Origin of the sequence: Amycolatopsis sp. NPDC026612, from assembly GCF_040638285.1 — a bacterium.
Taxonomy (GTDB): domain Bacteria; phylum Actinomycetota; class Actinomycetes; order Mycobacteriales; family Pseudonocardiaceae; genus Amycolatopsis.
Window position 1 is genome coordinate 1 of sequence record NZ_JBEZYB010000060.1, and the last position, 17,620, is coordinate 17,620.

The window sequence follows — 17,620 nt, forward strand, 5'->3', positions numbered from 1 at the left end:
AAGCGGGATGCCCCGTTCCGCGTTCGTGGTCTTCCCGTCGTTCTTGATCGCGCTCCTGCGCGCGCCTGGATCAGGCTCCTATGGAGCCGCGGACGCCGATCGCGGTGCGCCGGGGTGGGGCCGCCGATCCGGGGAAGAAGTTCCCGGGTTCGCGCAGTGAACGGCCGCCTCCCGGGCCCTAGCGTGATGGCGCTCTCTCCGCGCTTTAGAGAACAGGGGAATCCTGATGGCACCACCGAGGGAAGACGGGCCCGGCCTGTCCCGGACGCTGAACTCCCGGCACCTGTCGATGATCGCCGTCGGCGGGGTGATCGGCGCCGGGCTGTTCGTCGGGTCCGGCCAGGCGATCGCCGACGCCGGGCCCGCCGTGCTGATCACCTACGCCCTCGCCGGCGTGCTGGTGGTGCTCGTCATGCGGATGCTGGGGGAGATGGCGACCGCCGACCCGCGGACGGGGTCCTTTTCGGCCTACGCCGAGGACGGTATCGGCCGCTGGGCGGGCTTCGCCGTCGGCTGGCTCTACTGGTGGTTCTGGGTGACCACGATCGGGGTCGAAGCCACGGCGGGCGCGGCCATCGTGCACCGCTGGATCCCGCTGCTGCCGCAGTGGGCGTGGGTGCTGGTGCTGATGGCGGTGCTCACCGTGACCAACCTGTTTTCGGTGAAGTCCTACGGTGAGTTCGAATTCTGGTTCGCTTCCATCAAAGTGGCGGCGATCGTCGTCTTCGTCCTGCTGGGCCTCGCGGCGGTGCTGGGCGTGCTGCCCGGCGTCGAGGCGCCGGGGCTGCGCAACCTCACCGGCCACGGCGGCTTCGCCCCGCACGGCGCCGGCCCGGTGTTCTCGGCGATCTTCGTGGTCGTCTTCTCCTTTTTCGGCGCGGAAATCGCGACGATCGCGGCGTCGGAGTCGCCGGACCCGGTCGGGGCCGCGCGCCGGGCGGTGCGCTCGATCATGTGGCGGATCCTGGTGTTCTACTTGGGTTCCATCGCGGTCGTGGTGACGTTGCTGCCCTACGACGACGCGAGCGTCGGCAAGAGCCCGTACGTCGCGGTGCTCGACCTGATCGGGCTGCCCGCGGCGGGGACCGTGATGGACGTCATCGTGCTGACCGCCGTCCTCTCGTGCCTGAACTCCGGCCTGTACACCGCGTCGAGGATGGCGTTCTCCCTGTCCGGCCGCGGCGACGCACCCCGCTCGTGGCAACGGATCTCGCCCGGTGGCGTGCCGCGGGCCGCGGTACTGGCGTCGACGGTCGTCGGCTTCGCGACGGTGGTGCTGAACTTCTTCGTGCCGGAACAGGTGTTCAGCTTCCTGCTCAACACTTCGGGGGCGCTGGCGGTGTTCATCTGGCTCGCCATCGCGGTGACGCAGCTGCGGATGCGCCGACGGCTGGCGGCCGCGCACCCCGGTGGGCTGCCGCTGCGGATGTGGGGGTTCCCGTACCTGACCTGGGTGTCGATCGTGGCGATGGCCGGCCTGCTGATCGCGATGCTCTTCGACCCCGCCGGACGGCCGCAGCTGCTGGCCAGCCTGGCGCTGACGGTGGTCGTGGTGGGCGTCGGCATCGCCCGGCAGGTGCGGGCGAAGCGCGGGGCTCCGGTCGGCGCCGGCATCGAGTGACGGCGAAGGGGCTTCCCTCTCCCGTGAGAGAGGAAAGCCCCCTTCGCCGTGGTCCGGACGATCAGACGGACGACATCACCGCGAGCAGCTGCCCGGCCGAGAGGTTGCCGAGCGGAGCGACCCCGATGGCCTTGCCCGCGGCGAACTGCCCGTGTCCGAAGTGGATGCGGTACGCCTGGTCCGCCAGGTTCGCGGCTTTGGCGTACAGCGTCGCTTCATCGGCGGCCCGCGCGGCGCGCAGGAGGTTGAAGCAGCAGCTCGTCGGGGCCTCTCCGGTGACGAACTCGAGCGGGCCGAGCTGCATCGGGACTGCGGAGAGGTGACGGGCGACAGTGGATTCGGCGGAATTCTTCTCGGGCATGGCGCCTACGGTATTTCGGCGTCCCGGCCGGCACATCCACCGGATTGAGGAGCGGCGGGCAAGGTCACTTCGGCGCTGACGCCGTCGGGCCAGGTGAGCGTGACGTGGTGGCCGCCCCGGCCGTCCGCGGCGATCGCCAGCGCCGGATCGGGGTCGGCGGGACCACCGCGGTCCAGGACGACGACGGCGGCGAGCACGGCCCCCGATGCGGGGGGAGCTTCGGTGGTGACGAACGGGATCGCGGTCCACTCGCCCAGGGGAGAGGTGCCGGCTTCGACGGTGACGTCCGCGGTGGTGAAGCCGCGGAGGTTGCGCAGCGTGGAACGGAGATCGGCGGTTTCGGCGGTGGCGGACACCCCGGCCCCGGCCGGGGTGCCGCCTGCCGTGGTGCGGCTGTGCGGCGCCGACCGGGTCACCGGGCGGGCGTCGCTCGCCACCGGCCACCCGGTCAGCCGCAGCGACCGGACCGGACCCTCGAGACCGTCGAGCCGCGCGAGCCGCACCTCGAAGCCGTGCCGCACCACCGAAGCCACCGTCAGCACCGGCCCCGGGACCACCGGCCCGCCGCGGCCGGAGCCGTGGTCCGGGGAGTCGTCGGCGGCCGTGTCGATCCAGCGGACCCGGCCCTGGGACGCCGCGGCCAGTACCCCGCCCGGCAGCTCGGTCGCGTAGCACCTCTCGAACCCGGCCCGGTGGCTCGCCCGGCCGTCGGCGTCGAGCACGGCCACCGTGTTGTCCGGCACGGAACCGAGCGGTGGAACTGTCGCGGTGGAGTAGCCGAGCCGCGCGTAGAGGGGTGCGTCACCGCGGGGGTCGCCGGGGCGCGCGTGGTCCGTGCCGTGGTTGACCACCAGGGCGATGCCGTCGCGGCGCCGTCCCGAAACCAGCCAGCCGGGCGCCGCCACGACGCGGGCGACGTCGCCCGTCTCGATCGGGAGCGGCTCCTCGACGTCCGTCCACACGGGATGGTGCGCGGGCAGCGCGAGCCCCAGCATCCCCTTGGTCGCCCAGTACGGCGAACCGGGACCGGAATACGCCTGGCGCATGGCGGGCCACGCGCGCTGCCAGCCGAGGGTCAGCAGGCCCTCCGGTTCCCAAGCACCGGCGAAGTGCCGCACCATCCCGCCGGCCACCCGGCGCGTCAAGCCGGGGGACAGGTGCGAAGTCCCGGTGAGCTCGCCGACCCAGAACGGTGCGGCGGCGGCGAAGCGGTACACCAGGCTGCGGCCCTGCAGCAGCGGCGCGCCGTCGGTGCCGACCAGCCGGACGGCGTCGTCGAGGTACCGCCGGAGGTCCGAAGCCCACTGGTGGCGCAGCGAGCCGGGGCACAGCGTGCCGGTGACGTCGAACCAGTGCGTCCACAGCAACGGGTACAGGTGCAACGCCCAGCCCGTGTAGTGGTCGTAGGCGCGTTCGTCGCCGTCGCTGAGCCAGCCGCCGGGCCGCCGCAGGGACGCGTGGACGGCGAGGTCCTCCTCGATGTCCGCCGCCGACCACGGGCCGCCGGCCTCGCGCAGGAACGACTCCACGACGATCCGGAACCACACCCAGTTGATCGGCGGGTAGGGCTGGCCGATCACCGTCGCCAGCCAGGCGAGGACCCGGTCGCGGACGGCGTCGTCGAGCCGGTCCCACAGCCACGGCTTGGTCAGCTGGAGCACCAGCGCGATCGACGCGGCCTCCACTTTGGACTGGCCGAGCTCGTCGGGCCGGGGCCACGCCTCGGGCGACGACGGATCGGTGCCGGCGGCCAGCCCGCGCGCGTAGTGCTCGAGGAAGCCGCCCGGATCCGCGCCGCCCTCCCCGGCGACGCGGAAGCCGGCGAGCAGGAACGTCCGGGCGAACCCCTCCAGGCCGTCCGAGACGCGTCCGTTGCGGCTGGGCGGGCCGGGCAGGTCGATCCGGGCGCCCGCCGGGGAGCGGTACCGCGCGGCCACCGCGAGCAGCCGGTCCGCCAGCGCGGTCCAGTGCCCGCGGGTCCAGCCGGTGTACGGCGAAAGCCGCCGGTCCTCGACGGCGGTCATGCCTGCACGGCCAGGGAATGCCGGGTCACCGGGGCCCGGGGCGGGAGGCCGGCCGCGTAGCGCTCGAGTTCGCCGAGCGCCTCGGCGCTCATCCGGCGGGTCTCCGAGCCCAGCGAGCCCGCGATGTGCGGCGTCAGCACCACGTTGGACAGGTCGTAGAGCGGGGACCCCGCCGGCAGCGGCTCCGGCTCGGTGACGTCGAGGACGGCGTGCAGGCCGCCGGCGGCGCAGGCGTGTTCGAGCGCGGCGGTGTCGACGAGCGCGCCCCGCGCGGTGTTGATCAGCACCGCGCCGGGTGGCAGGGCCGCGAGTTCCGCCGCGCCGATCATGTGCCGGGTCTCCGGCAGTGACGGCGCGTGCAGGCTCAGCACGTCCGCCTGGGGCAGCGCCTCGGCCAGGTCGGCGGGCTCGGCACCGGCCGCCCGGATCTCGCTCGCGTCGGCCACCGGGTCGACGACGAGCACCCGGGCCAGGTCCAGCAGCCGCAGCAGCGCGGCGACCCGGCGGCCGACGCGGGAGAAGCCGACCAGCACGACCGTGCGGTCCCGGCCGGACAGTTCCCCGCGCTGTTCGCGGTAGCGCCAGTCCTCCCGGAACGCCCGGGCGTCGGCGGCCAGGAAGGGCACCTTCTTGAACGCCCACAGGATCGCGCCCAGGGTGTACTGGGCGACCGGCTCGGCGTTGGCGTCGGCGGCGGTGGTGACCAGCAGGCCGCGGTCGAACACCGCCGCGCCCACGTGGTCGCGGACGCTGCCGGCGGCGTGCAGGACCGCCCGCAGGTTCGGCGCGGCCCGCAGGACCGCGTCGTCGAGCGGGGGACAGCCCCACGACGTGATCAGCACCTCCGTCTCCGCCAGCCGCGCCCGGACCGGCGCGGAGGCGAGCTCGTCGGTGCACAGCGGCTCGCCCAGCCGCGCGGTGGCGCGCAGCCGGGCCAGTTCCGCTTCGCCGAACTGCACGGCCATCGTGTCCCGCGCCATCACCAGCAGGGTCTCCGGGCGGTGGGTCACTTGACGCTGCCCGCCGCCAGCCCGGACCGCCATTGCCGGTGCAGCAGGACGAACGCCACCACCAGCGGCAGGACGGCCAGCAGGGAGCCGGTGATGACGAGCGGGTTGTACTGCGGGAACTGGGTCACGCGCGTGCTCCACTGGTACAGGCCGAGGCTCATCGGGAACAGTTTCGGGTCGGTGAGCATCACCAGGGGCAGGAAGAAGTTGTTCCAGATCCCCACGAACTGGAACAGGAAGATGGTCACCAGGCCGGGCCGCATCATCGGCAGCGCGATGGTGAAGAACGTCCGCAGTTCGCCGGCGCCGTCGGTCCGGGCGGCCTCGAGCACCTCGCCGGGCACCGCGGCTTCGGCGTAGACGCGGGCGAGGTAGACGCCGAAGGGGTTGGTGAGCAAGGGGATGAACACGGCCCAGAACGTGCCGACCACCTGGAGCTGCGAGGCCAGCAGGTACAGCGGCAGCGCGAGCGCGGTGGTCGGCACGAGGACGCCGGTCAGCGTCACCGCGAACAGCGCGCGGCGGCCCGGGAAGTCGAGCTTCGCGATCGCGTACCCGCAGGCCGCGCAGATCAGCGACCCGAGCACCGCGCCGAGGCCGGCGTAGAGCAGCGAGTTGCGGATCCAGGCGAGGAAGACGCCGTTCTCCTGCGTGAACAGGGCCTTGATGTTGGCACCCAGGTTGAACTGCCCGAACTCGAACGCCCCCGTCGTCGAGAAGTCACCGACGGACTTGGTGGCCGAGGTGACCAGCCAGACCAGCGGCAGGACCGCGTAGAGCGCGGCCAGCACGAGCAGGACGTGCACGACCGTGCGTGACGTCCACGGCGAACCTGCTTTCCGGGGGTTCCGGGTGGGGGAGCCCCCGGCCCGAGGCGAAGCCCCGGGTGTCGCAGCGGCAGGGGACAGGGTCACCGGGACCTCCGGGCGGACAGGCGCATGACCAGCGCCGAGAGCAGGGCGGAAACGAGGGCCAGCAGCACGGACGCGGCGGCGGCGCGGCCGTAGTCGCCGGCGATGAACGCGGCTTCGTACACGTAAAGACTCGGGGACCAGGTGCTCGTCACCGAACCGGTGAACCCGCGCAGCACCAGGGGTTCGGTGAACAGCTGCAGGGAACCGATGACGGTGAACACCAGCGCGACGAACATCGTCGGCCGGATCATCGGGACCTTCACCGACCACGCCGTCCGGATGCCCCCGGCGCCGTCGGCGCGCGCGGCTTCGAGGACGTCGCGGGGGACCGCCTGCAGCGCGGTGTAGAAGATGATCATGTTGTAACCGACCCACTGCCAGGTCGCGATGTTCACGATCGAGGGCAGGATGCCGGTCTTGCCCAGCGGGTCGAACGGCAGGAGCGCCGTCAGCCCGGAGTTCGGGCTGTACAGGTAGGCCCAGATGAGCCCGGTGATCACGGTCGGCACCGCGTAGGGCAGGAACACCGCCAGCGACCACACCCGCTTGAGCCGCACGACGGCGGAGTCGATCAGCAGGGCCAGCAGGAGCGCCAGGCCGAGCATGATCGGGATGTGGACCACGACGAACAGCGCCACGTTGCCGAGACTGGCGTGGAACGCGCTGTCGGTGAGGACGTCGGTGTAGTTGCCGAGCGCGACGAACGCCTGCCGCGGCCCGGAGAACCCCAGGCCGGACAACCGGTCGGTGAACAGGCTCAGGTAGAGCGCGTACCCGATCGGCACGAGCACGGTGGTGGTCAGCAGGATCGCGAACGGGGCCGCCAGCACGAGGCCGGCGCGGCCGCGGCCACGCCGTTCGCGCACCGGGGCGGCGGGCCGGCCGGTGGGTGCCGGCACGTTCGCGGCGCGCTCGGGGGTGAGGACGGTCATCAGGCTTTCCCTTCCAGCACGGTCAGTCCCCGCTCGCGCAGCTCGGCGACGGCGTCGGCCTGGGTCTGCCGGACCGCCGTGGCCAGCGTCGTGCCGCCGGTCTTCACCCCGCCCAGGTGGTCCTGGACGGTCGAGAAGGCCCGCAGGGCGTTCGGGCCCCACGTCCAGTCCGGGACGCGCCGGGCGGCTTCGTCGAGCACGTCGTACACCGGGGCACCGACGAAGTACCCGCCCTTGTAGGCCTTCCGGGCGACGTCCCGGCTCGGCAGGTAACCGGGGAAGGGCGTGGTGAACGTCGTGCCGATCTTCGCGACGGCGGGATCGGTGCTCAGCCAGCGCAGGAACTTCACCGCGGCGTCGGGCACCTTACTTTCGGCGGAGACGGCGAACGCGCTGCCGCCCTGCACGCCGTTGGCCGGGGCGCCGTCCCAGGTCGGCATCGTGGCGACCGCCCACCGGCCCTTGTCCTGCGGGATGGACTTCCCCAGCGTGCCGACGCTCCAGGAAGCGCCGAGCAGGCCCCACAGCCGGCCCTGGTGCATCGCCCCGATCCAGTCCTGGTCACCGGTCGGGGCCGTGGCGACGAGACCGTCCCGGATCATGCCCTGCCAGTAGTCGGCGGTGCGCAGGGTGCCTTCGCCGTCGATGTTCACCCGCCACGAGCCGCCGTCGACCCGCCACCACGGATCGCCGGCCTGCCAGCACATCCCGGCGAAGAACGAACCGTCGTTGAGGGGGAAGGTCGTGACGTGCGCGGCCGGGTCCGCCGTCCGCACGGCTTGCGCGGCGGAGCGGAACTCGGCCCAGGTGCGCGGCACCGCGATCCCGTGCCGCTCGAACAGGTCGTGGCGGTAGTAGAGCACCATCGGGGCCAGGTCCATCGGCACCGCCCAGGTGCGCCCGCCGGGCCGGACGCCCTGCCAGGCCGCGGGGGAGTACCCGCGCTCCAGGTCCGCCAGGTCGTCGGTGAGGTCCCGCAGCCCGCCCGTGGTGAGCAGCTGCGGCAGGCCCTGGTACTCGGCGTGCAGGATGTCCGGGGCGTTGTGGGCGCGCAGCGCGTTGGTCTGCTGGGCGTAGCCGCCCTTGAGGCCCGACGCGATCACGTTGAGCTCCACCGAGATGTCCGGGTGGGCGGCGTTGAAGGCGGCGACGTACTTGTCCATGCCGGTGAGCCACGACCAGATGCGCACGCGGGTGGCGCCGGACGCCGTGGTCGCCGACGCCGCGCAGCCGCCGAGCAGTCCGCCGGCCGCGAGCGCGGCCGTGGCCGAGAGGAACGTCCGGCGGTTCAGGGCCGCCGATTCCCGAAGCGTCATTGCTCCTCCGTCGAAGTGATGGCTGCCACTGTCGGTGTGTGCCATAGTTCGAGTCAACAATTTGCATCACAACGGATCACAAACGATCAGAAACGAAAGGGGCCGCAGTGTTGCGGCAGCGGCTGAGCGCGCTCTTCGACGGCCATCCGGCGGTCCGGGCTGCCTTCCCGGACGTGCGCGACCGCTCGGTCTGGGACGCGGCCGACGGAACCGCCCTGCTCGCCGACGCCACGGCCCTGCTCGCGCGGCCGTCCCCCGTCCTGACGGCCACGGCCTGGGCCCGGACCTTCCGCGACGGCGTCCGGACCGACTACGAAGATGCCGCTCGCGAGCTCCGCGAACGCGTGACGGTGCTGGTGCTGGCCGCGGTGCTGGCGCCGGACGAGCTGCCGTACCTGGACGGCGCGATCGACGGCCTGGTCGCGTTGGCCGAGGCGACCACCTGGTGCTGGGCCCCCCACGACCGGCACGCGGCCGGGCGGGGCGAGGTGGTGGCCGACCCCGACGACCCGTTCCTCGACCTCGGCGCGGCCGAAGCCGCGTCCCTGATCGCGTGGGCCGACCACGTCCTGGGCCCCCACCTCGACGGCCGGGCCCCGGGACTGCGCCGTCGCCTGCGGCGCGAGGTCGAACTCCGCGTCCTGACGCCGTTCGAGCGCACCCGCGACTGGCACTGGCTCGGTCTGGACGGCGACGCCCACAACTGGAACCCGTGGATCCACAGCGCCGTTCTCACCGCCGCGCTGCTGCTCGTGGCCGACGACGAGCGGCGCCTGCGGCTGGTGCGGCTGGTGGTGGACGGCCTCGACCACTACGTCGCCGTGCTGCCCGACGACGGCGGCATCGACGAGGGCGTCGCCTACTGGTGGCACGGCGCCTGCCGCCTGCTGGAGTGCCTCGACCTGCTGGCCGACGCCACCGGCCTCGACGCGCGCGATCTTCCCGTGCTGGCCCCGCTGATCCGCTTCCCGCACCGGATGCACCTGGGCGGCGACGCGTACGTCAACGCCGGGGACGGTCCGGCCCGCCTGTCGCCGGCGCAGCCGTGGCACGTCCTGCACCGGTGGGGCGAGCGGCTCGGGGACGACGACGTCCGGGCGCACGCGGTGAGCCGGGCGCGCGCGGGCGGGCGGCTCGTGTGGCCGCAGGCCGGTCTCGGCCGCGCCTTGGCCGGGCTGGCCGATCCGGGCTGGCGGACGGCGCTGGCGAGGGAATCGGACGGAAGCTGGCTGGCTCGCGAGCAGTGGCTGCCGCGGGTGCAGGTGCTCGTGGCCCGGGAGACGGCGGGCACGCCGTGGGGGCTGACCGTGGCGGTCAAGGCCGGGCACAACGGCGAGCGGCACAACCACCTCGACGTCGGGTCCTACTGGGTGGCGGTCGACGGGGTGCCGGTGGTGGTCGACATCGGCCAGCCGACCTACACCGCGGAGAGCTTCGGGCCGGACCGGTACCGGGCCTGGCCGCTGCGCAGCGAGTGGCACAACGTTCCCGAACCGGGCTTCTCGCAGGAAGCGGGGGAAGCCTTCGGGGCGCGAGACGTCCACGTGGAGCTCACCGCGTCGGCGGCCGCGCTGTCCGCGGACCTCGCCGGCGCCTACCCGGAGCTTCCGCGCTGGAGCCGGTCCGTGCGGCTGGTCCGCGGTCCGCAGGCCCACATCCTGGTCGAAGACGACGACTCCGTCCGGCCGGTCCGGCTGCGGCACGTCCTCGCGGGCGACGTCGAGCTGGGGAACGGCGAAGCGGTCGTGTCGCTCGCCGGGAGGCGCGTCCTGCGGCTGAGCTGGAATGCCCGGCACACCACCGCGGAACTCGAACGGCGGCCGCTGGACGACCCCCTGCTGCGGGCCTCCTGGGGCGAGCACCTCAGCCGGCTCACCCTGCTGGTGGGTGAAGGTCCGGCCCGGGTCCGGCTGGAGCAGGTCCGGTGATGCTCGCGTCCGAACGCCACCAGATCATCCTGTCGCTGGTGCGCGAGCACGGCGCGGTCCGGCTCGCCGAGCTCGTCGACCGGCTCGGCGTCACCGCGGTCACCGTGCGGCGGGACGTCACCGAGCTGGCCGACCGCGGCCTGCTGACCCGGGTGCACGGCGGGGTCACGCTGACCCGGCCCCGCGGCGGCCAGCCGGAGCCGGGGCGGCCCACCTCGGTGTTCGGCCCGGTGGTGCCGGGCGCGCTGGTCGGCATGGTCGCGCCGTCGGTGGAGTACTACTGGCCGCCGGTGATCCAGGGCGCCCAGTCCACGGTGGCGGCGGCGGGCGGCCGGCTGGTCCTGCGCGCGTCCGGCTACGACGCGGGGGAGGACCGCCGCCAGGTCACCACGCTGCTCGAACGCGGGGTGCAGACGCTGCTGGTCGCCCCGGCCACCAGCGGCCGGGGCGCCCTGGACCTGCTGCGCTGGCTGGGCTCGCTGAGCGTCCCGGTGGTGCTCGTCGAACGCCTGCCGCCGCCGGAGCTGCCCACCCTGGCCCTGGACGCGGCCACCACGGCCCACGCCCTCGGCGCGGGCCTGGCCGTCCGCCACCTCGTTTCCCTCGGCCACCGCGCGGTCGGGCTCGTCACGGCCCGGTCCAGCCCGACGAGCCGGGCCCTGCGCGCCGGCTGGCGCGCGACGATCGAATCCCTGGGCCTGGACGCCGGCACGGCGCTGGACGTCGACGTCCCGGTGTACGGCTCCCCGGGGTGGGCGGGGGAGTACGACGCCCTGCTGGACCGCTGCCGCCGGGCCGGGGTCGGCGCGCTGCTCGTGCACTCCGACCGCGAAGCCATCGGGCTGATCCAGCGGGCCCGCGACGGCGGCCTCGCGGTGCCCGGCGAGCTGGCGGTGGTCTCCTACGACGACGAGGTGGCGGCGGCGTCCGACCCGCCACTGACCGCGGTGTGCCCGCAGAAGCACCGGCTCGGCGCGGTGGCCGCCGAACTCGCGCTGGCCCGGCTCGCAGACACGGCCGAGCGGCCCGTGCACCGCCTGCAGCTGTGGCCGACGCTCGTGGTGCGCGAGTCCTGCGGGAGCGCGCCGAAATCGCCGTGACGGCGAAATCGTCGAATTCGACCGCGTTGTTTCCGGGCTACGGGCGGAATGCGGATCCGGTTGTGTCGAAGTGGTAACGACCGGATCGCGATCTTGAGATTTACAATGGGTGGATCACCTCCTGGTCTCCGCCGAACGGGACCTGCGACAGTTCGCGGGTGGGGAATCGGAGGTGGTTCGGTTGGCGCGCCCGACGACGGGAACGGCCAGGCGGCAGGTTTCGGTTCAGGAATTGATTCAGCGGGTGCACGCGGAGAATTCCCCGCCGCCCGCGGCCGACCGCGTCGACCGGCGGGTCCGGGCGGCCGGGGCACGGGAAAAGGGCCGGCCGCGCCCCGACGGGCTCACGCCGGGCCCGATCACCTTCGCCGGGACGCGGACGATCACCGAAACGGCGGCCCCGCCGCCGACCGTCTTCCACCCGCCGTACGGGTCCCCCTACGGCAGCTACTACGCGCCGGAGAAGTAGCCCCGCGAACGCCGGCGCTCAGGGGTTCGTGAGCCGGCGGAGGGCGGCGTGGGTCGTCACCGCCGTGCCGAGGGCGAGGACGAGGACCGTGCCCGTCACCAGGATGCGAGCCCGGGACCGGGTGCCGCGGGCCGGGATCGCCGCGAGAGGACGGGCCACGGCGAGGCCGGTGAGCGTCCGTTCGGCTTCGGCCATCGACGGCCGGGCCACCGGCTCGGGGCGCAGGAAGGTCAGCAGCGCGTCGAGGACCGGCCCACCGGCCCGCGGTGGGACGGCGGTGCCGGGAGGCCGCCCTTCGAGCGCGAAGTACAGGGTGGCGCCCAAGGAATAGACGTCCGAGGAGAATGCCGGGCTCGTGCCCGTGGCCACCTCCGGGGCGGGGAAAGCGCCAGCGCTCCGCCCGAAGCCGGCGATCTTGGCCGTCCCGTCCGCGGTGAGCAGCACCTTGCCCGGGCCGAGCCCGCGGTGGAGGACACCTTCGGCGTGCGCGGCGGCCAGCGCCGAAGCCAGCTGGGCGCCGAGCGCCGCGACGCGGTCCGGCGGGAAGCTCCCGTGCCGCTCGACCAGCTCGGCCAGCGTGCGGGTCGCCAGGTCCTCCGTCACCACGTACGGGACGAGGTCCTGCTCGAAGACGTCGTGCACCACGACGACGTGCGGGTGGTGCAGCCGGATGGCCACCCGCGCGTCACGGATCGCCTTCGCCCGGACGCGATCGGAATGGGCGGCGTCGAACGGGCACTCCGGCGGGAGACGTTCGACGGTGACGAAACGGCCGAGCAATTCGTCCCTGGCCCGCCACACCGTGCCGCCGGGATGGTGGACGGCGGGTTCCAGTAGCCGGTATCGCCCGGCCAGTGCTGCCTTTTTCGCTGCCACCCGTATTCCCCTGTCGACGTCGACGACCCTCGAAAGGAAATACGGCCGCGAAGGGCGACGGGTTCGGTCGGGCGAGCGATTGTCCCGGAATTTTCAGGCCTGGGACATCGACGGCTCTTCCGGTACGGCGGAGACGGCCGCGGTGCTTTCGCCGTCGACGAGCCGGGGGAGCACGGCGTCGGGCTCGGCGGCCGATCCGCCCTCGAGCTGGCGCACTGCCCGCCGGACGGCCAGTACCCCCAGCTCGCGGGCCGGGACCACGACCGCGGTGGGCCGGATCCGCTGCTGCCCCGCCACGGTGTCCGAGCACACCGCGACGACGGAGACGTCGCCGGGGACCTGCAGCCCGCGGTCCCGGAGGGTGGTCATGACCAGCGGCAGGGCCGCTTCGTCGTGGACGACCAGTGCGGTCGGACCGCCGCCGGTGAGGAGTTCGCCCAGGCAGCGGCGGACGTCTTCGGCCGTGGGCGGGCACGAGCGGGAGACCGCTTTCACCCCGCGGCCGGGGGCGACCGCCCGGAAGCTGTCCCCGAAGCCCTTGAGGTACCGGAGCCGGTGCCCGGGCAGCGTGGCCGACGGCTCGAGGTGCGCGACCGTGCGGTGGCCGAGGTCGGCGAGGTGGGTGAGGCAAGCCTGGCCGGCCGGGGCGAAGTCGAGCGTCACCGACGCCAGCCCGCGGTGGTGCGCCGGTGCGCCGACCAGCACCGCGGGGCGGCCGGAGGCCAGCAGGACGGGCACGCGGGGGTCGTCTTCGGCGGCGTCCAGCACGATCACCGCGTCGGCCAGCGCGGCCGCCGTCACCCGGTGGAGGCCCGCGGTGCCTTCCTCGTCGGTGATCAGCAGCAGGTCGAAACCGAGTTCGCGGGCCGCACCCGCGGCCGCGGAGAAGAACTCCATCTCCGTGCCAAGGTGCCGGTCGCCGTGCGGGGGCACCGCCACCGCCAGGACGCCGGCGCGGGACGCGGGAAAGCCGGCGCGGCGCCGGTAGCCGAGGGTGCGGATGGTCTCTTCGACCCGGCGCCGGGTCGCGGGGGAGATCGTCCGCTTCCCCGTGATCACGTAGGACACGGTGCTTGCCGAAACGCCGGCGGCGTTCGCCACGTCGGTGATCGTCACCGCGCCGCGGCCGCCTCCGGATGGCTCGTCCGCCACGTCGCGGAAATTCGTCATTTTTGTGAAGACTTTCTCGAGACCCATTGTCCGGTCCGTTGTCCGGCCGGAAGTTAGCGCTAACAAGAAGGCTGGACGTTGACCTTAATGCCGGTCAACGTTGCTGGTCAAGCCACCTTCGTCGGGTGGTCGAAAACCGCCGGGCCCTGATTCATTCCCCGGGACGGCAGTCGGTCACCGGCATCCCGCGGTTGCCGCCGCGGGCCAGGGCGACGAAGCCGAAGGTGGTCGATTCGCCGGGCTTCAGCACCGCATTCCACTCGACGTTCGTGATCGCCGAGGTGGCACCGGTTCGGACCAATTTGCCGTTCCACAGGTCGTCGATGGTGGTCCCGGCCGCGGTCGTCCAGCTGACCGTCCACCCCGTGACCACCACGCGCCCGCTGTTGCGGACGGTCACCAGCCCCTGGAAGCCGTCGTTCCACGCATTCACGACCTGGTAGCGCGCGGCGCAGCCGGCCGGACCGGTGAGCCGGGACGTGAGCGGGGTGGTGGACGCGGTCGTGGACGGCGCCGAAGCGAGCTGGGCGGCCGCGCTCGCGGGCTGCCGGCCCGACGGGATCGACGTCGCCGCCACGATGGCGGCCGCCGCCAGCACCAGCGCCGTCCCGGCGAAGACCAGCCGGGAGCGGCGCCGGCGGGTGGGCACGGGCTCGCTGCTCGCCGGGGCCACCGCCGGGGTGAAGCCCGGTGCGGTGGAGCGGGTCAGCAGCCGGGCGGCCCCGGCCATCGCGGGGCGGGCGGCCGGATCCCGGTGGAGGAGCCGGACGACGGCGTCGGTGACCGGGCCGCGGGTGGCCGGCGGGGTGATGTGGCCGTTGCCGACGCGTTTGAGCAGGGCGAGCTGGTTCTCGTCGGTGCCGAAGGGTGGCCGGCCTTCGAGTGCGGTGTAGAGGGTCGCGCCGAGCGAGTAGACGTCGGAAGGGAAGCCGGGTTCGGCCCCGTCCGCGACCTCCGGGGCGAGGTAGGCCGGCGTGCCGACGACCAGCCCGCGGCCGGTGGCGGTGCCCTCCCCGCGGGCGTGGGCCACCCCGAAGTCGGTGATCTTCGCCGAGCCGTCCGTGGTGACGAGGACGTTGTTGGGGCTGATGTCGCGGTGCACCACGCCTTCCGCGTGCGCCGCGGCCAGCGCCGAGGCGAGCTGGGTGCCCAGCTCCGCCACGTACTCCGGCACCAGCGGCCCGTTCTCCTCCAGGAGCTCGGTGAGCGTGCGGGACGGCAGGTACTCCATCGTGATGTAGGCCGCGGCCCCCTGCTCGACGACGTCGTACACCACGACCGCGTGCGGGTGGCGGAGCCGGGCGGTGACCCTGGCCTCCCTGATCGTCCGGGCGCGCGTCCGCTCCGCGGCCTCGGGGTCGGCGGGGGAGTCGGGGAAGAGCTGCTTGATCGCGACCAGGCGGTCGAGCCGTTCGTCCTTCGCCCGCCACACGGTCCCCATCGCGCCGTGACCGGCCCGGCCGAGTACCCGGTACCGGCCGGCGATCACTGCCCCTTCGTGCACGGGCACGCTCCCCTCTGTCGTTTCCGTCATGGGGGAACACGGCCGGTTCCGGCGGGCAGTTCGGCCTCTCGGCGTAATTCACTCACCTGGGTGGGGGTACGAAAATGCGTTCGACGTTTTCGTTCCGGATGCCGGAAATCGAACCGGCCACTACGGAAGAAATGCCGATCCGGTTGTGACGGAAGGATAACGGTGCCGGGTGATCAGTTCGGCCGGCAGCCGAGGACCGGCACGGCGGGGCTGGCGGCCGAGATGACCTCGTTCAACCCGAACGTAGCCGAGCCGCCCGGTTCGACCGAGGCGTTCCAGCCCGCGTCGGTGACGGTCACCGCCGAGCCGTCCCGGGTGAGGGTGCCGTTCCAGAGGTCCCGGATGCCGGTCCCGCCGGGGAGCACCCAAGTCACCGTCCAGCCGGTGAGCTGCGCTGCCCGGTCGTTGTGCACGGTCACCTGCGCCTGGGCGCCGCCCGGCCAGGCGTTCGTGACCTCGTAGCGCGCGGTGCAGCCGCCGGGTGCGGCAGCGGCGGAGACGGAGGCGGAGGCGGGGCGTCGCGCCGGCCCTTCGGAGGCGCGCACCGGTACCGGTGCGGGGGCCGTCGTGGTGCTGCGGACGGTGCGGTCCGCGGTGACGGTCGTCGGCGGGTGCTCGGCGGGGGCCGCGGGGGTCTCCCCCGGCCGGTCGGCGAGGGCGAGGCCGGCCACCACGGCCACCGACGTCACGCACGCGGCCGCCCCGGTCGCGGCGGCGCGGCGCAGCCGGGACCGGCGGCGGGGCACGGCCACCGGCACCGGCTTGCCCACCGCGGCCAGGAGCTCCACGGTCTCCTGCATCGACGGGCGCGCGGCCGGATCGCGTTCGAGCATCCGCAGCAGCACGCGGGTCAGGGGGCCGCCGTGGACGGGCGGGGTGAGCTGGTTCTCGGTGATCCGCCGGAGCAGGGTGATCGGATCGTCGCTGGTGCCGAACGGCGGGGTGCCCTCCAGGGCGGTGTAGAGCGTGGCGCCGAGCGAGTAGACGTCGGACGGCAGGCCCGCCTCGCCGCCCCGGGCGACTTCCGGAGCCAGGTAGGGCAGCGTGCCGACGACGACGCCATCGTCGGCGGCGGGGTGTTCGCCGAGCGCGCGCGACACCCCGAAGTCGGTGATCCGGGCGGTGCCGTCCTCGGTGACGAGCACGTTGTTGGGCGTGACGTCCCGGTGCAGGATCCAGTCGCCGTGCGCGGCGGCCAGCGCCGCGCCGACCTGCCGCCCGAGCCGCAGCACGTCGCACCGCGGCAGCGGTCCCCGCTCGATGATGAGCTCGGTCAGCGACCGGGCGGGCACGTACTCCATGACCAGGTACATCGAGCCGGCGTCTTCGAAGACGTCGTACACCGCGACGGCGTGCGGGTGCCGCAGCCGCGAGGCCAGCCGCGCCTCGCGGATCGCCCGTTCGCAGACGTCGGCGCCCGCGCCGGGGTCGCTCGCCGGCTCGTGCAGGAACTGCTTGACGGCGACCACGCGGTCCAGCCGCTCGTCCCTGGCCCGCCACACGAGGCTCATCGCACCGCGGCCGAGGTGCCCCAGTAGCCGGTACCGCCCGTTGACGAGCTGTTCCTCGAAAGCCACCCGTACCCCTGCGTCGGTCGATGAACCGCGAAAACGAAGCACTTTTTAGCAGAAGATCGACGACCGGTGTGGCTCCGGCACCGGCTAGCGCGGGAACCGTTATCCGGATCGACGTGTTCGACCTCCGGTGCGCATTCCGGAAAATCGTCGTGCCGGCGCCCGAATTCGACGAATTCGGTGGTGGCCGGGAACCGCGGCTCGTGGGGGCGTACGGTGTGGGGCATCGCGGTTCAACCGGCAGCCGCCCACTCGTTCCCCTGCGTGCCCATCCCGTAGGTGGGCCGGGAGGCGGGCCCGCCTTCCCGGCCGTACCTCGCTTCGAGGAGGCCTGTGTGCTCGACCAGATCGCCGCTCCACGCTCCCGCGTCGACGTCCCGTCCGCGATGACCCTGCGGGTGACCGCCACAGCGGAGGCGACGGTCGTCGCGGTCCGCGGAGAGATCGACCTGCCCGCCCTCGCCCGGCTCCGGATGCGGCTGGGTGACGAGCTCGACCTGGCCCCGCGAGCGCTGGTCCTGGACCTGACCGGAGTCGTGTTCTGCGGGGCGGGCGGAATCACGGAACTTTTGGTGGCGGCCTCGGAGGCCCACGTCACCGGAGTGCCGTTCGCCATCGCCGCCCCGGGGCGCGCGGTCACGCGGCCGGTCCGGGTGCTGGGGCTGGAGCAGGTGCTGCCGATCCACCGGAGTGTCGAGGCGGCGTTGGAGTGGCTCGCGGTGCTGCCCCGGTTGCGGGGAAGCGGGCGCCGCTGACGGTCGTGGCTTGGCGTTGCCGTGCGCCGCTGCTGC

The 17,620-nt window shown here is 73.5% G+C and carries 15 protein-coding genes; 5 read left to right on the forward strand and 10 right to left on the reverse strand.

All coding sequences use genetic code 11. The annotated features are described in order from the left end of the window. Nucleotides 1-226: 226 nt before the first annotated feature. The gene (locus tag AB0F15_RS34310; RefSeq protein ID WP_360279692.1) at nt 227-1,621 is read left to right on the forward strand and encodes an amino acid permease; all 1,395 of its coding nucleotides are present in this window, start codon (nt 227-229) and stop codon (nt 1,619-1,621) included. A gap of 61 nt (nt 1,622-1,682) precedes the next feature. Here AB0F15_RS34310 and AB0F15_RS34315 read toward each other — a convergent pair whose 3' ends face one another. The 6 genes from AB0F15_RS34315 to AB0F15_RS34340 all read right to left on the reverse strand — a co-directional run bounded on the left by AB0F15_RS34315 (nt 1,683) and on the right by AB0F15_RS34340 (nt 8,178). Continuing rightward, entirely contained in the window at nt 1,683-1,982 is a 300-nt protein-coding gene (locus tag AB0F15_RS34315; RefSeq protein ID WP_360279695.1) for a hypothetical protein, read from the reverse strand. A gap of 5 nt (nt 1,983-1,987) precedes the next feature. Next, nucleotides 1,988-4,006, reverse strand: coding sequence for a DUF2264 domain-containing protein (locus tag AB0F15_RS34320; RefSeq protein ID WP_360279698.1), 2,019 nt, complete (start codon nt 4,004-4,006; stop codon nt 1,988-1,990). After that, on the reverse strand, nt 4,003-5,016 hold the full coding sequence (locus AB0F15_RS34325; protein WP_360279700.1) for a hydroxyacid dehydrogenase: 1,014 nt from the start codon (nt 5,014-5,016) through the stop codon (nt 4,003-4,005). Before AB0F15_RS34325 ends, AB0F15_RS34320 begins: the two co-directional genes overlap by 4 nt. Then, entirely contained in the window at nt 5,013-5,822 is an 810-nt protein-coding gene (locus AB0F15_RS34330; protein ID WP_360279703.1) for a carbohydrate ABC transporter permease, read from the reverse strand. The genes AB0F15_RS34325 and AB0F15_RS34330 overlap by 4 nt, the downstream gene beginning before the upstream one ends. A 104-nt stretch (nt 5,823-5,926) precedes the next feature. Next, a complete protein-coding gene (locus tag AB0F15_RS34335; protein WP_360279706.1) occupies nt 5,927-6,862 on the reverse strand; it encodes a sugar ABC transporter permease in 936 nt (311 codons plus the stop codon). Continuing rightward, nucleotides 6,862-8,178 (reverse strand): sugar ABC transporter substrate-binding protein, encoded by a 1,317-nt coding sequence (locus AB0F15_RS34340; protein WP_360279709.1) that lies wholly within the window; start codon nt 8,176-8,178, stop codon nt 6,862-6,864. Before AB0F15_RS34340 ends, AB0F15_RS34335 begins: the two co-directional genes overlap by 1 nt. Nucleotides 8,179-8,285: 107 nt before the next feature. Here AB0F15_RS34340 and AB0F15_RS34345 point away from each other — a divergent pair, with 107 nt between their 5' ends. The 3 genes from AB0F15_RS34345 to AB0F15_RS34355 all read left to right on the forward strand — a co-directional run bounded on the left by AB0F15_RS34345 (nt 8,286) and on the right by AB0F15_RS34355 (nt 11,675). Next, nucleotides 8,286-10,106, forward strand: coding sequence for a heparinase II/III family protein (locus AB0F15_RS34345; RefSeq protein ID WP_360279712.1), 1,821 nt, complete (start codon nt 8,286-8,288; stop codon nt 10,104-10,106). Then, nucleotides 10,106-11,206: a substrate-binding domain-containing protein gene (locus tag AB0F15_RS34350; protein ID WP_360279714.1), complete on the forward strand. Its 1,101-nt coding sequence runs from the start codon at nt 10,106-10,108 to the stop codon at nt 11,204-11,206. The genes AB0F15_RS34345 and AB0F15_RS34350 overlap by 1 nt, the downstream gene beginning before the upstream one ends. Before the next feature lie 244 nt (nt 11,207-11,450). Then, nucleotides 11,451-11,675 (forward strand): hypothetical protein, encoded by a 225-nt coding sequence (locus AB0F15_RS34355; RefSeq protein ID WP_360279717.1) that lies wholly within the window; start codon nt 11,451-11,453, stop codon nt 11,673-11,675. An 18-nt stretch (nt 11,676-11,693) separates the two neighbouring features. Here the strand turns inward: AB0F15_RS34355 and AB0F15_RS34360 are convergent, their stop codons facing one another. The 4 genes from AB0F15_RS34360 to AB0F15_RS34375 form a co-directional block, all read right to left on the reverse strand. Then, nucleotides 11,694-12,551 carry a protein kinase gene (locus tag AB0F15_RS34360; RefSeq protein WP_360279720.1) on the reverse strand — a complete coding sequence of 286 codons (858 nt, stop codon included), beginning with the start codon at nt 12,549-12,551 and terminating at the stop codon, nt 11,694-11,696. Nucleotides 12,552-12,644: 93 nt separating this feature from the next. After that, nucleotides 12,645-13,721, reverse strand: a complete 1,077-nt coding sequence (locus tag AB0F15_RS34365; protein ID WP_360279723.1) for a LacI family DNA-binding transcriptional regulator — start codon at nt 13,719-13,721, stop codon at nt 12,645-12,647. Between the two features lie 151 nt (nt 13,722-13,872). Further along, the gene (locus tag AB0F15_RS34370; protein WP_360279726.1) at nt 13,873-15,255 is read right to left on the reverse strand and encodes a serine/threonine-protein kinase; all 1,383 of its coding nucleotides are present in this window, start codon (nt 15,253-15,255) and stop codon (nt 13,873-13,875) included. A gap of 173 nt (nt 15,256-15,428) precedes the next feature. Continuing rightward, on the reverse strand, nt 15,429-16,832 hold the full coding sequence (locus AB0F15_RS34375) for a protein kinase (RefSeq protein ID WP_360279729.1): 1,404 nt from the start codon (nt 16,830-16,832) through the stop codon (nt 15,429-15,431). A gap of 332 nt (nt 16,833-17,164) precedes the next feature. Between AB0F15_RS34375 and AB0F15_RS34380 the strand changes: the two genes are divergently transcribed. Next, complete coding sequence (locus AB0F15_RS34380) at nt 17,165-17,584, forward strand: STAS domain-containing protein (RefSeq protein WP_360279732.1); 420 nt, start codon at nt 17,165-17,167, stop codon at nt 17,582-17,584. Nucleotides 17,585-17,620: the final 36 nt, after the last annotated feature.

Excerpts from the sequence above, each read along its gene's own strand:
- AB0F15_RS34340 (WP_360279709.1), bottom strand. The coding sequence starts at position 8,178 with ATGACGCTTCGGGAATCGGCGGCCCTGAACCGCCGGACGTTCCTCTCG.
- AB0F15_RS34320 (WP_360279698.1), bottom strand. The coding sequence starts at position 4,006 with ATGACCGCCGTCGAGGACCGGCGGCTTTCGCCGTACACCGGCTGGACC.
- AB0F15_RS34310 (WP_360279692.1), top strand. The coding sequence starts at position 227 with ATGGCACCACCGAGGGAAGACGGGCCCGGCCTGTCCCGGACGCTGAAC.
- AB0F15_RS34350 (WP_360279714.1), top strand. The coding sequence starts at position 10,106 with ATGCTCGCGTCCGAACGCCACCAGATCATCCTGTCGCTGGTGCGCGAG.
- AB0F15_RS34315 (WP_360279695.1), bottom strand. The coding sequence starts at position 1,982 with ATGCCCGAGAAGAATTCCGCCGAATCCACTGTCGCCCGTCACCTCTCC.
- AB0F15_RS34370 (WP_360279726.1), bottom strand. The coding sequence starts at position 15,255 with ATGACGGAAACGACAGAGGGGAGCGTGCCCGTGCACGAAGGGGCAGTG.
- AB0F15_RS34335 (WP_360279706.1), bottom strand. The coding sequence starts at position 6,862 with ATGACCGTCCTCACCCCCGAGCGCGCCGCGAACGTGCCGGCACCCACC.
- AB0F15_RS34365 (WP_360279723.1), bottom strand. The coding sequence starts at position 13,721 with ATGACGAATTTCCGCGACGTGGCGGACGAGCCATCCGGAGGCGGCCGC.